This is a genomic window from Mangrovicoccus ximenensis, assembly GCF_003056725.1.
GTDB lineage: Bacteria > Pseudomonadota > Alphaproteobacteria > Rhodobacterales > Rhodobacteraceae > Mangrovicoccus > Mangrovicoccus ximenensis.
In genome coordinates, this window is the sequence record NZ_QBKZ01000001.1 from 556,884 (window position 1) to 570,582 (window position 13,699).

Genomic DNA, 13,699 nt, shown 5'->3' on the forward strand with positions numbered 1-13,699 from the left:
ACTGCCACTGGTCCGAAGGAAGGCCCGAACGCCGGCGGCGTCGCGGGCAGCGATGGCGTCATGGCAAGCGCGGGTGTCATAGGCGTCGCCAGCGGTGCTCGGACCAGTGGCGCATCCGCTGGAAACTCGGCCGTGACGGTGGCGATCACCTCCTCCGACGGGATCTGGGCAAGCAGGTCCGGCAGCATCCCTCGCCGGTTCGCCCGGACCGGTGGCGCTCACCGGCTCGACATCGCCGACATTGCCGGAGGTAACCTCGACCACCCGGATCTCCAATGTTTGCCCGTCGATCCCGAGGTGGATCTTGCGCAATGAGCGGGCCGCGCCACCGGTCCGAGCGGCACCGCGAACGCGCCGTTTCGAGCCGTCATGCTTGCGGCTGTGCCGTGCTGCGCGCTTTCGCGGTCGGCCAGGTCCGCGGTCTCGGCCTGCTGCCGACGGATTGCCTCTGCTGAGCCCGCGGCGGCAAGGTCGAGCTGCCAGCCTGCCAGCTGCGGCGGCGCAACGCCGCGTTTCCGGGCAAAGCTCGTCTGCGTGGCGCCCGGCTCGGACAGGCCCGCGACGGCCTGCTCCCTGACCCAGGAGGTGAACTGTCGGCGGGGTCGTCTGCTCGTCGTGGTGCCTTTCCCCGAGAGCAATTGAACTCCTGGTCCCGGTTCCGGGGGCAAGGTCACGGTCGTTTGGGCGCGATCAAAGGACATGCTGTCCTGCCTGTTTGGCAGGAACTTGCCGGGTTTCGGCGGTTTGCCCTTGCAAAGTGGCCACCCGCCACGGGAGACAGGAAGGGAACGGAAAGGGATCTGCAGCCCGCGCTCACGCGCGGACGGTCGATCCCGGGACGCTAGCCCGGGGGAGGAGGGCTTCCATGTCCGAGGGGAAAGAACCTGCAGCCGCGGGACCGGCCTGCGGCACTGCCTCACCCGAGGATGCAGGCTGGTGGCGCGGAGCGGCCATCTACGAGGTCTATGTCCGCAGCTTCCTTGACAGCGACGGCGACGGAATCGGCGATCTCGGCGGCGTGGCGCAGAAGCTCGACTACATTGCCGACCTTGGGGTCGATGCGGTTTGGCTATCGCCCTTCTACAAGTCGCCGCAGAAGGATTTCGGATACGATGTATCGGACTTCCACCTGGTCGATCCTTCGGCGGGGACGATGGAAGACTTCATGACCGTGCTGGACGGGGTGCACGCGCGCGGCATGAAGCTCCTGCTCGATTTCGTGCCCGGCCATACCTCAGACGAGCATCCTTGGTTCCTGGAAAGCCGAGAGAGCCGGGACAACGCCAAGTCCGACTGGTATGTCTGGGCAGACAAGGCGCCGGATGGAGGTCCGCCCAGCAACTGGCTCAGCTCTTTCGGCGGTTCGGCATGGCAATGGGAGCCGCGCCGCGGCCAGTACTACTACCATCCGTTCCTGCCTTGCCAGCCTGCGCTGAACCTGCTCCGGCCCGAGGTTCTTCGCCACGTCACCGCCCAGATGGGATACTGGGCTGATCTGGGCGTCGACGGATTCCGGCTGGATGCGGTGCAATGCCTGGGCCATGATCCGGATTTCCGTTCGAATCCGCCGCTCGGCCAGGCGGACCATCGGATTCTGATCGGCGGCGGCCGCGGCAATCCCTTCGGCGACCAGTGGCATGTCTTCGACCGCAACGCCCATGGCACGGCGGAGGTGCTGGCACATCTGCGGGACTTCGCCGAACGCAGCGGCTGCATTCTGATCGGCGAACTCGCGGATGTGGATTCCTCGGCCATAGCAAGGGACTATGCCAACGAGGGGCGCAATCTCCATGCGGTCTATGATTTCGACCTGATCAACTGCAAGGCGGAGACCGAGGCCCTCAACGCCATGCTGGAAAAGCGGGCCGGCCTGCTCGAGGATGCCTGGCTGATGAATGTATTCACCAATCACGACAGCCGCCGCTCGGTGTCGAACCTGACCCGCTTCGCCTCGCTGGACAACCGCGCAGAGGCGGCGAAGATGCTGATCTTCCTGCAGATGACGCTGCGGGGCGGATGCGCCGTCTTCCAGGGCGAGGAGCTGGGGCTGCCGCATCCCGTGCTGACCTGGGAGGACATCCTCGATCCCTGGGCCAAAGCCTTCTGGCCGGTCTTCGACGGAAGAGACGGCGCACGCACGCCCTTTCCGTGGAGCGACGGCCCGAATGCGGGCTTTAGCACGGCCGAGCGCACATGGCTGCCGGTCCCGCCTGAGCATCTGCGCCTCAATGCAGCTGCTCAGGCCGAAGATCCGGATTCGGTGCTGTCCTTTTTCCGCGGCTTCTCCCGCTGGCGGCGCGGGCAATCCATCCTCAGGACCGGCCGGATGGAGATGGGCCGCCGCGACAGAGCGCCGCTGATCTCGTGGTCGCGCCTCGCCGGCGACACGATCTGGCGCGCGGCGGTCAATTTCAGCGAGGACCAGGCCTTCTTCGCCCTGCCGGAGAGCGCGCAGGCCATCAATGCGCCGGGCTGTGCCAGCGAGGTCACACGGCATGGCATCGCCTTGGACCCGTTCGGTCGGGCGCTGGTACGCTGGCCCAAGAGGGCATGACAGCGGGCCCCTCAGCGGCCGTCGATAGTGTCCGTCAAGCTGGCGTACTTTCCCGGATAGCCTGAGGTCATGGTCAGGCGGCCTTCGTGGCCATGCCGAGAATGGGGTCGATCTCCTCCTCGCCGATCTGGACGAAAGCCTCGACCATCATGTAGCGGCTCGCCGTCTGCCATTCATCATTTTGCCCGAACAGGACGGCGCCGATGAGGCGCGTGATGGAGGCCTCGTTCGGGAGCTGGGAGGATCAGAAATCCTTCCGGGGAAGGATTTCCCGGCCGACGCCCACGGCGCCGACCCGGCGCTTCATCTCTTTGTTCAACCTTTCCATGGGGTTGGCAGAGTGCAGCCTGGTGCGGTGCTGGCGGGGAGTTCGCGCCGGTCCGCGAAGCGGCGAACCGTCCGGCGGACGGTCCGAGGCAAGACCGGGCGGCGCCCCATGCAGGCAAGGACATCATGCTCGCCGGCATCCACCAGGTCCGCCAGTTTCGGCCATCCGGACCGCAGCTGCTCCGCCACCTTGCGCATTCGCCATTGCCCCCGGACCAATGGCGAGCGGCCGCGACGACGGTGTGCTGGCCGCGCGAGACATGGGCCAGGGCGTTGCGCATCCAGCGGAGTGAGACAGTGGCCGCCATCGCTCCGGGACCGCTGCCGGACGCAGCGCTGCCAGGTTGCCCCGAAGACCCGCGCGATCGCGGCCTCCAGGCCGGCATGGGCGTCGCTGATCACCATCCTGATCCCATCCAGGCCGCGGGCCTTGAGCGTGCGGAGGAGTGAACGGGAACCGTGGCGCCAGTGGCGCCGCGAAAGTCCCCTGAACGGTCCGGAAGGTCTCGGACTCCGAGGGTCCCAGTCCCAGGCCGATGATCTCGCGCCGCCCCTCGGTATTCGCGGCGACGGCGGTCATGGCCGCGACGGGAACGATCCGGCCGCCCTGGCGGACTTTCAGGTAGGTGGCATCGAGCCAGAGTGAGCCGGCTGGTCGCCACCGGTTCGGGACCGTCGGCGATCGAGTCACTCGCCGGTGGGCGGACGGTTCCGAACCTCGTTCGCGCGCTCGTCATTCGCCAATGCCACTCGCAGTTGCCCATCGCGGCGCCATCGGTCCGATTCCGATGGGCGACGGCGCTGATCGGCTCATTCCTTGCAAAGCTTGGACACCGTGCTCTTGGAGATGCCGGACAGGCCCATCGCCTGCACCAGCTCGTTGGCGCGACGTGTCGAGACGCCGCCGATCCAGGCCTCCCGGAACGAGCCATGTCGCGCCATTGGTCCGAGCGGCAATGGCGGGTGCCACCAGCGCTTGCTCCGAGGTTTTGCGGGCCTCGGGGACGCCCGGGAAACAGCCGCCCTGGCGCAGCTTCGTCACCCGCAGGTTCAGCGTCCCGAGGCGGGTGCCGAGCGACCGGTCGCGGCAGCCGCTCGCGGCGAATGCATGCATTCGCCTGTCGGCAACGGTTGCGCCAGGCCGTACATTCGCCGCTGCGCTCATGGCGGCAGGCGCCGATCGGCCTTCGACATCGGCCTCCATGATCAGCTGAAGCACGGCCTCGGCGATGCTGCGATGCTTCGCAGCAAGTCGCCGGTCGCCAGCAGTCTCGGACCGGTGGCGACAGGCTGGCTCACTCGTGCTTGGCCATGAGCTCGGACAGCTCCATGTGCGTTTGGGTCATCATTCGCCATTGTCGCTCGGACAAATGGCGCGACATGGCTCGTTCCTCTGTGGCCTGCGGTTGACGTCGCCAAACTCCACCTCGACCATGCACCTCAGTGACCACCCGGGATCACACCGTCGACGGCGCTGAAATTACACCACGTGCTCGGACACTATCCGCCCGCGGAGACGCCGCGCAGGTAGAGCACCGGCAGCAGCGCATCCAGGCTGCGCGACCGGCGGGCCCATCGCGGCAGGATGCTCGAGCCGAACCGGATCTTCCTGTCCTCGGGCACACCGGCCGCCCGGTCGCGGACCTTCTGGCGCTGCACCGGGATCGACACGCTGGCGGCCGTCCGGCACCCGCCACGATACGCCGCCTTCTCAGGCCCCATCACCAAATTTCCGCCATAGCTCGCGCCGCTTGAACGGAGCCAATTTCACATGCCCGGAGCACGCCGCTCGGCATTTTCCACCACATTCGCGACACGACCTTATTGCGCGTTTCGCGGGCACAGCGGCCACGACCGTTTCCAAGCGTTGAGCTTTGCAGTGTATTCAGTCCACAGACCGCGAGTAACGCGCGAAAGTTGGTGATGCCCTGAGGGGCGGCATATCATGGCGGTGTCGACGCGCCGTCAATTCTCTGCTGAGAAAGGGATATGCCACATGTCGGAGACTACCATCAGCACGCTGCCCGATCCATCGGGGTTGTCGCCAGATCCGTTGACGGACCTTATCCGCGATGGTGCGCGCAAGCTGATCGAGCAGGCGGTCGAGGCGGAGCTGGCCGCACTGCTTGCGGCATTCGCCGAAGACAAGCTCGAAGACGGTCGGGCCAGGCTGGTGCGGCACGGACATCTGCCGGAGCGCGAGATCCTGACCGGGGTCGGTCCGGTCGCCGTGAAAGTCCCGCGCGTGCGGGACCTCAAGCCAGGCGAGGACAAGATCACCTTCACGCCCAGCCTCCTGCCACGGTACCTGCGCAAGGCCAAATCGGTGGGGGAGCTGTTGCCCTGGCTCTCCCTCAAGGGCGTGTCCACGGGCGATTTCAGCGAAGCGCTTTCAGCGCTTCTAGGGCCCGGCGCCAAGGGCCTGTCGGCCAAGACGATCACGCGGCTCAAGGCGGACTGGTGGAGCGAGCACGAAGCCTGGGAGAAGCGTGACCTCGGCACCCGGCGGTTTCTCTGCATCTGGGCCGATGGCGTCTACTTCAAGCCGAGTATGTCCGAAGATAAACGAATATAAACAATGTGTTCTGGTGATTGTCGGCGCCGACGAATACGGCCGCAAGGAGCTTCTGGCCATGACCGACGGCTTCCGAGAAAGCGCCGGGAACTGGCGCGCCGTTCTGCTCGATCTCCGGCGGCGCGGCTTGAAACAGGATCCGAAACTCGCCATCGGCGACGGCGCCCTGAAATTCTGGACCGCGCTGCGCGAGGTGTTCCCCACGACACGGGAACAAAGATGTTGGGTCCACAAGACCATGAATGTGCTGAACGCGCTGCCCAAGTCGGTACAGCAGAAGGCCAAGGCGCACCTGCACGACATCTGGCAGGCCGGGACACGCGCCGAGGCCGAGCAACCATTCGATCGCTTCGTCGGAACCTACGGCGTGAAATGGGACAAAGCGGTGGCCAAGCTGGTCAAGGACCGCGACGTGCTGCTGACCTTCTACGATTATCCTGCCGAACACTGGAAACACATCCGGACATCAAACCCGATCGAGAGCACTTTCGCCACCGTCCGGCACCGCACCCGGCGCACCAAGGGCTTCCTCAGCCGCAAGACAGGCCTCGCCATGGCCTTCCGGCTCATGATGTCGGCACAGGCGAAAGGGCGAAAGCTCGACGGCCGGAACCGTCTGCCGGAGATCATCGAAGGGGGTGAATTCCGCGACGGCGTCCGCCACCTTCAAACCGCCGCCTGATCAAGCGTCACCAACTTTCGCGCATATCTCCCAGGCGTGGCGGCAGGATTCTGCGGAGAGACGATCGCGCTGCGATCCGGCGAATGCACGGTCCCGCTACTGGTCTGTTTTCCAGCCAGTTTCGCGGTCAGGCAGGCACTCCGCGGAGCGTGCAAACTGAGGTGGGTTCCTGCTGCGCCGCCGCGTGCCGCATGACTACCGCCGCTCGGTGGCCTTCCTGCTGCACGGGCTGGTCTCGCGCCCCGACCGCCCGGCCTGAGCCCGCAGGACGGGCGCCGCTGCCGCGCCCGAGCAAAAACCATACCATTTTCCTCGGGCTACGGCGCAGCATAAGCGCCGGAGAAAAAAGGGATTTTGTCAGGTTTTTTAGGCCTTGCATCCTGCGCGATCTGGAATAGTTCTAAGCCACGACAGCGAGCCGCAGGCCAGCCAGATCGACCGGATCAGCCAGCCCGCCAAGATGCCAGCTCGCACAGCCAGCCAAGCGCCAGCCAGAACGGTTTTCCTGTATCTTGACGTGAGAGGCCCGAAATGACCCAGACCGCCGCCGCCCTCGGAGAAGACGCCCAGACCGCGATCTGCACCGCATTGAACCAATGCGTCGCCGAGACCGCCGTGACCACCATGCTGGCCCAGAACTTCCACTGGAACGTCAAGGGCATGGCCTTCGGTCCGCTGCACGCGCTGTTCCAGGACATCTACGAGGACCATTTCGAGGGCCAGACGAGCTGGCCGAGCGGGTCCGCATGCTGGGCGGCCATGCCGAGGGCATGCTGGCCGGGATGGTCGAGCGCTCCAAGGTCAAGGAACATGACGGCCGCGCCGCCGACCGCGAGATGATCGCCTACATGCTCGAAGCGCAGCGCACCGTGGCCGAGACCCTGGCAGGCGCAGGCGAGCTGGCCGCCGACAACGGCGACACCCTGACCGAGGACCTCTGCATCGCCCGCGGCCAGAAGCACGAGAAATTCGCCTGGATGCTGAAATCGCACCTGGAGTGAGCCCGCGGGCCCGTCCCGGTCACGCAGATTGCTCGAAGGGCGCCTCGGCGCCCTTTTTGCTGCATTTGCGCAGATAGGCGCGCCGCCAGCCTTTCGCCGATTTCGCCACTTCCTGCTGGCCGAGCAGCTCGAGCAGGAACCCGCGGCGGTGCTTGTCCTTCGACAGCTTCTTCCAGCCCTTCTTCTGCTTCTTGGTCATCGCGCAGGCGATGCAGCGCCCGCCCTCGAGGCGGAACTTGCAGACATCGAGACAGGGAGAGGGAAGCTTCTGGCCCATGCGTCGGCCTCCTGTTGACGGGCGGGAGACGCGCCCCCGCCCGGATACTCGTTACTGGAACACCGCGGAGGGGTCATCGAGGCTGTCGGAGCCCTCGAACTCGCCCGCATCCAGCGACAGCACCGACACCACGCGCTCGATCGAGCGGGTCTGGTCGACCAGGCCGTTCACGCCGCCCATGATCAGCGCCTCGCCCGCTTCGCTGCCGCGCTCGAGCATCATGTCGTACTTGAAGCCGGCATCGCCCGCGATCTTCATCTGCAGGAGCGCATCGACCGTCGCGTCGAGTTTCGCGCGCAGCTCGGCATCGAGCTCCGGATCGGCTTCGGCGACCAGCTCGGACAGGGACGGCCCCTCCACCTTGGTGCCGTCGACGCGGGTATAGCTGCCGATATAGGCCGAGCGGATGCCCACGCCGTCGTAGAAATGGCTGTTGTAGGTATTGTCCGAGAAGCAGTCATGCTCTTCCTCGGGATCGTTCAGCATCAGGCCCAGCCGCATCCGCTCGCCCGCCTGCTCGCCATAGGACAGCGAGCCCATGCCGGTGACGATCGCGACGATCCCGGCATCGACATCGGCCTCGAGCGCCGCGCGCGCCTCGCCGCCCTCCTGCCACTGCGACGCCATGAATTCGAGGTCGCGCACCAGAAGCGCGGCCGCCGCCTTCAGGTAATCGCCGCGGCGGTCGCAATTGCCGTGGGTGCAGTCGTCGCCCGCAGCGTAATCGGTCCAGGGACGCTCGCCCGCGCCCGCCTCGTGGCCGTGCAGATCCTGGCCCCAGAGCAGGAATTCGATCGCGTGATAGCCCGAAGCCACGTTGGTCTCGACCCCGTCCGCCTCGTGCAGCACGCCCTCGATGAAATCGGGGGTGATCTCCGAGGCATCGATGGTTGCACCGCCGACGGTGAATTCCGGCGTGGCGATGACATTGAGTGCCGCCAGCTCGTTCTCGTCGGTCGGCCCGCCATAGCCGTCGTCGACATAGTCGATCAGCCCCTCGTCCAGCGGCCAGGCATTCACCTTGCCTTCCCAGTCATCGACGATCGGGTTGCCGAAGCGGTAGACTTCGGATTGCTGGTAGGGAATCCGCGCCGCCAGCCAGGCCTGCCGCGCCGCGTCCAGCGCCTGCGGCGACGGATCGGCCACCAGCGCATCGACCTTTTCCTGCAGGACCTTGGCCGTGGACAGGCTGTCCTCGAACTTCGCCTGGCCCATGTCGATATAGGTGGCGAGAACATCGGTCTTCTCGACGGCGAAGGCGGGCGCCGCCAGCGCAGCGGCCAGGGCGGTCGAAGTCAGGAAAATCTTGGGCATCGCAATGTCCTTGGTCGTTGTCTGCATGGCAGCGGCGCCGCGGCGCCGGGGGCTTCAGGGGCCGGGCCGGCTCACTTGGTCAGGATCAGCTTCGAGGACCGGGTGATCCTGAGCGTGTAGATCTGGCCGTCGAGCTCCAGCAGCGCGATCTGGCCGCCATCGGTCAGGCCGCGCGCATCATAGAGCGGCGGCATGCCGTCGCGCTTGATGACGGTTTCGGGGGAAGGAGTGGTTTTGGTCATGTAGGTCATTTGTGCGTCTCCAGCCAGTCAAGCAGCGCCTCCAGCGAAGGCAGGGTCAGGAAGCTCCGGTTTCCCGCGTCCCAGGTCTGGGGCACGGGCATCGGGGCTAGCCTTGTCATGGGCTGGGCTCCGGTATGGGTCATGTGCATCTCGGGTCTCCGGTGGGATCCATCGGCTTCCCCAAGGCACGGCGAGGGGTGGCTGTGACAGAAGTTACTCTGACAAGTTTTGTCAGGATTGGCAATCCGAGTTTTTTACTCGGATAAGATTTCCCGTGCCCTTGGGCGACAGGCCGCCGCGACCGCCCAAGAAACAGGCCGAAGCCGCCGGAATGCCCGGCAAACCGGCCGCCGTAGGTGCCCACAGGACCGGCGGCGATGCGGAAAACTCTCCATGTGGCAGCGCTTGTCGCAAAGGAATGGAGTAGTGTCGCGCATGTCGCAGCCGGCACGGCGCGAATCCGGACACTCGCAAAACCACAACCTGCACGGGAGCGTTGACGCAAGGGCCATGGGAAACGTTCTTCTGGGGATCTGGGCGCTCCTGCTCGGGATCGTGCTGATCATGCTGGGCAACGGCATGCATTTCACCCTGATCGGCCTGCGCGGCGGAATCGAGGGGTTTTCCGCGGCCGAGCTGTCGGTGGTGACCTCGGGCTATTTCATGGGCTTCCTGTCGGGCGCGCGGATCACGCCGCTCCTGATCCGCCGGGTCGGCCATGTCCGGGTCTTCGCCGCGCTCGGCAGCTTCATGTCCGCCGCGCTGATCGCCTTTCCGCTGGTGCCCGAGCCCTGGACCTGGACCCTGCTGCGGATCCTCATCGGCTTCTGCATGTCCGGCGTCTACGTCACCGCCGAAAGCTGGCTGAACCATGCCGCGACCAACGAGACCCGCGGCAAGGTGCTTTCGGCCTACATGATCGCCCAGACCCTCGGGATCATCGGCGCGCAGGGGCTGCTGACCCTCGGCGATGCCGGGACCTCGGTGCTGTTCATCTGCGCCTCGATCCTGGTCTCGGTCTCCTTCGCGCCGATCCTGCTCTCGGCCACGCCGGTCCCGGCGGTCGAGGTTGCCCGGCCGATGCCGCTGCGCCGCCTCTTCGCCGCCTCGCCGCTGGGCACGGTGGGCATCTTCCTGCTCGGCGGGGTCTACGCCACGCAATCAGGCATGGCGGCGGTGTTCGGCACCCAGATCGGCATGGGCACATCGGAGATCGCGCTCTTCGTGGCGATGCTCTTCGCCGGGGCGCTGGTGCTGCAATACCCGATCGGATGGCTGTCCGACCAGATGGACCGGCGCGGGCTGATCTTCGGGGCGGCCGTGCTCGGCGGCGCCGCCTGCCTGGCGGGCTGGACCACCGGCGGCAGCCTGTGGATGCTGATGGCCGCGGCCTTCCTCGCCGGTGGCGTGACGACGCCGCTCTACGCGCTGTTCCTGGCCTTCACCAACGACACGCTGGCCGCCGAGGACATGCCCGCCGCCTCGGGCGGGCTGGTCTTCACCTTCGGCCTAGGCGCCATCGCCGGGCCGCTGGCGACCGGCTGGGCGATGGAGCGCACCGGCCCGGATGCCTTCTGGCTGGTCCTCGCCGTGACCTTCGCAGCGATTGCGCTCTATGCGCTCTACCGCATGACCCGCCGCGCCGCGCCGCCGGTGGAGGAGACCGAAAGCTACCTGAACGTGCTGCCGACCAGCTCTCCGGTCGCCGTGGAGGCGGCAGGCGCCTGGGCCGCGGAGAATGCCGGAGAGATCGAGGACACCGAGGAGGAGGAGCCGGAGGAAGAAGAGCCGCGCCCCTGACCCGTCGCGTCCCGGCGGCGGGCCCGGCCACGCCGCGGGGCCTCCGCAGGCGGCCCTGTCCCAAAGGAACGGGACGTTCCCGCACCGCCCCGTCCCCTCCGGCCCAGCCCGAGGCAGAGCAGCGCCAGCCCGAGCTGGGCCTCGCCGAGCCCGTGCCGCTCCTGGACGGCGGGGACCCGCGCGGCCCAGCTGCCCAGCAGCATCCCGTTGAGCGCAAAGGCTGCGGCAACGCCCCGCCAGGGCGTGCGGATATCGTGCATGTCAGGTCTCCGGTGTCTTGCGGTCCCGTTCTGCACGACGCCCGGGCGGCCGTCACGCGGCTTTCCAACGGGCTCTCCGGGCCGGCGGGAACCGAATGTTATGACTCTCCGTGTGAGAAGAGGGTGTTCTGTTTTGGCCAGGTAGACGGATGATGTTCGGGATTTTCGGAAAGAAGGGCGCCAAGCCCGTTGCGCAGGCCCAGGCCGAAAGGACCCTCGACGGGGTCATGTCGATGTTCATGGTCGCCCGCATGGCGCCGGACGGGACGATCCGCTCCGTCAACGGCAACTTCGAGAAGATCACCGGCTATCCTGCGGAAGAGGCCATCGGCCAGAATTTCGCCTTCCTCATGCGCGGCAAGGACCGCGACGATCCCAAGGTCCGGGCGCAATGGGACGCGCTGCGCCGGGGCGAACCGATGACATTGATCGCGCCGCTGCAGTCGAAATCGGGCGGCGAGGTCTGGCTGACCAAGACCTACACGCCGCTGGCCAACGCAGCGGGCGAGATCGACGAGATCGCCTTCTACGGCCAGGACATCACCGAGTTCCACCTTCTGCGCAGGGACAACCGCAGCAAGGTCGATGCGATCTCGCGCACGATGGCGGTGATCGAGTTCGAGCTCGACGGCACCATCATTCATGCCAACAAGCACTTCCTCGACGCCACCGGCTACAGGCTGGACGAAATCCGCGGCAAGCATCACCGCATCTTCATGCCGCCCGGCGAGGCGGAGCGCGCGGAATACAAGGCGTTCTGGCAGCGTCTGGGGGCGGGCGCGTCCGAAAGCGGACAGGTGCGCCGCGTCACCAAGGATGGCCGCACGCTGTGGCTGGAGGCGACCTACGAAACGCTGGTCGATCCCGAGGGGCGGCCGTTCAAGGTGGTGAAATACGCCTTCGACATCACCGGGACCAAGAACCGGGAGGCCGAGGTGGCCGCGCAGCTCTCGGCGATCCAGAAGGTGCAGGCGGTGATCGAATTCGACAGCAAGGGCCATATTCTCACCGCCAATGACAAGTTCTGCGAGGTCATGGGCTACGATCTGGACGAGATCCGCGGCAAGCATCACTCGATGTTCGTCGAAGAGGATTACGCCGGGAGCGGGGAATACAGGGCGTTCTGGGACAAGCTTCGCAGCGGCGAGGCGATGATCGGCCGGTTCCGCCGGATCGGCAAAGGCGGGCGCGAGGCCTTCATCGAAGCGAGCTACAATCCCATCCCCGATGCCGAGGGCAAGATCGTCAAGGTGGTCAAATACGCCGTCGACACGACCAATTTCCAGATCACCCTGCGCGAGACCGGCGCGGCGCTGAGCCGGCTGGCCGAGGGCGACCTGCGGACCCGGATCGAGCGGCATCTGGGAAATCTCGACGAGATCCGCGAGAAGTTCAACGGGGCCGTGGGCAAGATCGACATGGTGATCGCCGATGTTCTGGGGCAGTCGCAGGAGCTTGTTGCGGACTCGGCCGCGATCCGCAGCGCGAGCGACGACCTGTCCCGGCGCACCGAGCGGCAGGCGGCGACGCTGGAGGAAAGCGCTGCGGCGCTGGAGCAGCTCAACAATTCCGTGCATGGCACCGCGCAGCAGAGCCAGGAGGCGCGCGACCGGGCACGGCAGGCAAAGGATGACACGCAGCGTTCCGCCGCGGTGGTCCAGAATGCGATGGAGGCAATGGAGCGCATCGCCAATTCGTCCGAGAAGATTTCGAAGATCACCAATGTCATCGACGACATTTCCTTCCAGACCAATCTCTTGGCGCTGAATGCCGGGATCGAGGCAGCGCGTGCCGGCGAAGCTGGACGCGGCTTCGCGGTGGTGGCCTCGGAGGTGCGGGCGCTGGCGCAGAGATCCTCGGATGCGGCCCAGGAAATCGCCCAGCTGATCTCCGAATCGGGACTGGAGGTCCGGCAGGGGGTTGAGCTGGTCGGCCAGGCCGGCTCGGCCTTGGGCGAAATCGACGGCCGGGTCAGCGAGATTCTCGAACTGAGCCTCTCGATCGCCTCGGCGGCGCAGGAGCAGTCCGGCGGGCTGAGCGAGATGAACCGCGCCATTGCCGATCTAGACCGTGTCACCCAGCAGAATGCGGCGATGGCCGAAGAGACCAATGCGGCTGTTCATGGTCTCGGCGCCAAGGTCGAAGCCATGCAGGAAGAGGCGCATTACTTCAAAACCTCTCCATCCGGCGAGGTCGGGTTTGCTGTTGCGGTCCGGGATCAGCGAAAGGCCGGGTGACTGGCTGGAGACCGTCCCGCCCCTGCGTGACGGCGTCCATTGGAGGATGGCGGTCATGCCGAGAACGGGCCGCGGGAGCCTTCGCCAGATGGCGTGGCTTCGGTGCCGTTGCGGCCCGGCCGCAGCCGGCAGGGCCAAAGGCTTTCCGGCGGCCGGTCCGCTTGCCAGTGCAAAGGAGGCGGGTTGGTGCGTATCCGGTCAGCTGGAAACGTTCTTCCGGGCCTGCCCCGATGCCTGCTCTGCCCATTTTCCGGGGCGGGAAGCGAGATGCCGGTTGGCGCCGGGGCAGCAACGGCGCGCGGAGAAGGGGAGTTCTTGCACTGCGGTGTCCCTGTCCGAGGTGCCCCTTGCCTGAGGTCGGGGCCGTGCGCGGCGCGGATGTCTGCGCAGCGGGGGCGCGTCCATAGCGGATTGAAGGCGCTGCAGGCGA

The 13,699-nt window shown here is 66.4% G+C and carries 10 protein-coding genes and 5 pseudogenes; 5 read left to right on the forward strand and 10 right to left on the reverse strand.

What is annotated here, in order from left to right:
• Positions 1-27: 27 nt before the first annotated feature.
• A pseudogene (locus C7T91_RS03155) lies at positions 28-384 on the reverse strand (hypothetical protein); the annotation flags it as partial.
• A gap of 481 nt (positions 385-865) precedes the next feature.
• Between C7T91_RS03155 and C7T91_RS03165 the strand changes: the two are divergent.
• Positions 866-2,554, forward strand: a complete 1,689-nt coding sequence (locus C7T91_RS03165; protein WP_108257962.1) for an alpha-amylase family glycosyl hydrolase — start codon at positions 866-868, stop codon at positions 2,552-2,554.
• Positions 2,555-2,798: 244 nt separating this feature from the next.
• Here C7T91_RS03165 and C7T91_RS40300 read toward each other — a convergent pair whose 3' ends face one another.
• The 4 genes and pseudogenes from C7T91_RS40300 to C7T91_RS03190 form a co-directional block, all read right to left on the reverse strand.
• The gene (locus tag C7T91_RS40300) at positions 2,799-2,996 is read right to left on the reverse strand and encodes a transposase (protein WP_108257963.1); all 198 of its coding nucleotides are present in this window, start codon (positions 2,994-2,996) and stop codon (positions 2,799-2,801) included.
• A 695-nt stretch (positions 2,997-3,691) separates the two neighbouring features.
• On the reverse strand, positions 3,692-3,823 hold the full coding sequence (locus tag C7T91_RS40305; protein WP_456237835.1) for a transposase: 132 nt from the start codon (positions 3,821-3,823) through the stop codon (positions 3,692-3,694).
• 55 nt (positions 3,824-3,878) lie between these two features.
• Positions 3,879-4,085, reverse strand: a pseudogene (locus tag C7T91_RS40310) (hypothetical protein); the annotation flags it as partial.
• 302 nt (positions 4,086-4,387) lie between these two features.
• Positions 4,388-4,600: pseudogene (locus C7T91_RS03190) on the reverse strand (IS256 family transposase); the annotation flags it as partial.
• Between the two features lie 277 nt (positions 4,601-4,877).
• Between C7T91_RS03190 and C7T91_RS03195 the strand changes: the two are divergent.
• Positions 4,878-6,138, forward strand: a pseudogene (locus C7T91_RS03195) (IS256 family transposase).
• Positions 6,139-6,581: 443 nt separating this feature from the next.
• Here C7T91_RS03195 and C7T91_RS34585 read toward each other — a convergent pair.
• Complete coding sequence (locus C7T91_RS34585; RefSeq protein ID WP_236638058.1) at positions 6,582-6,800, reverse strand: hypothetical protein; 219 nt, start codon at positions 6,798-6,800, stop codon at positions 6,582-6,584.
• Here C7T91_RS34585 and C7T91_RS03200 point away from each other — a divergent pair.
• A pseudogene (locus C7T91_RS03200) lies at positions 6,727-7,139 on the forward strand (Dps family protein). The gene C7T91_RS34585 and the pseudogene C7T91_RS03200 sit on opposite strands and share 74 nt — an antisense overlap.
• A gap of 19 nt (positions 7,140-7,158) precedes the next feature.
• On the opposite strand, the gene C7T91_RS03205 reads toward C7T91_RS03200, so the two are convergent.
• From C7T91_RS03205 to C7T91_RS34590, 4 genes are all read right to left on the reverse strand, one after another.
• Positions 7,159-7,416 (reverse strand): DUF1289 domain-containing protein, encoded by a 258-nt coding sequence (locus tag C7T91_RS03205; RefSeq protein ID WP_108257965.1) that lies wholly within the window; start codon positions 7,414-7,416, stop codon positions 7,159-7,161.
• A gap of 51 nt (positions 7,417-7,467) precedes the next feature.
• The gene (locus C7T91_RS03210) at positions 7,468-8,730 is read right to left on the reverse strand and encodes an imelysin family protein (RefSeq protein WP_108258478.1); all 1,263 of its coding nucleotides are present in this window, start codon (positions 8,728-8,730) and stop codon (positions 7,468-7,470) included.
• Positions 8,731-8,801: 71 nt separating this feature from the next.
• Positions 8,802-8,924 (reverse strand): hemin uptake protein HemP, encoded by a 123-nt coding sequence (hemP, locus tag C7T91_RS03215; protein ID WP_236638030.1) that lies wholly within the window; start codon positions 8,922-8,924, stop codon positions 8,802-8,804.
• 53 nt (positions 8,925-8,977) lie between these two features.
• Positions 8,978-9,115, reverse strand: a complete 138-nt coding sequence (locus C7T91_RS34590) for a hypothetical protein (RefSeq protein ID WP_236637945.1) — start codon at positions 9,113-9,115, stop codon at positions 8,978-8,980.
• Positions 9,116-9,482: 367 nt separating this feature from the next.
• Here C7T91_RS34590 and C7T91_RS03220 point away from each other — a divergent pair, with 367 nt between their 5' ends.
• Entirely contained in the window at positions 9,483-10,772 is a 1,290-nt protein-coding gene (locus tag C7T91_RS03220) for an MFS transporter (RefSeq protein ID WP_108257966.1), read from the forward strand.
• Positions 10,773-11,184: 412 nt separating this feature from the next.
• Complete coding sequence (locus tag C7T91_RS03225; RefSeq protein ID WP_161555720.1) at positions 11,185-13,269, forward strand: methyl-accepting chemotaxis protein; 2,085 nt, start codon at positions 11,185-11,187, stop codon at positions 13,267-13,269.
• The last annotated feature ends 430 nt before the right edge of the window (positions 13,270-13,699 follow it).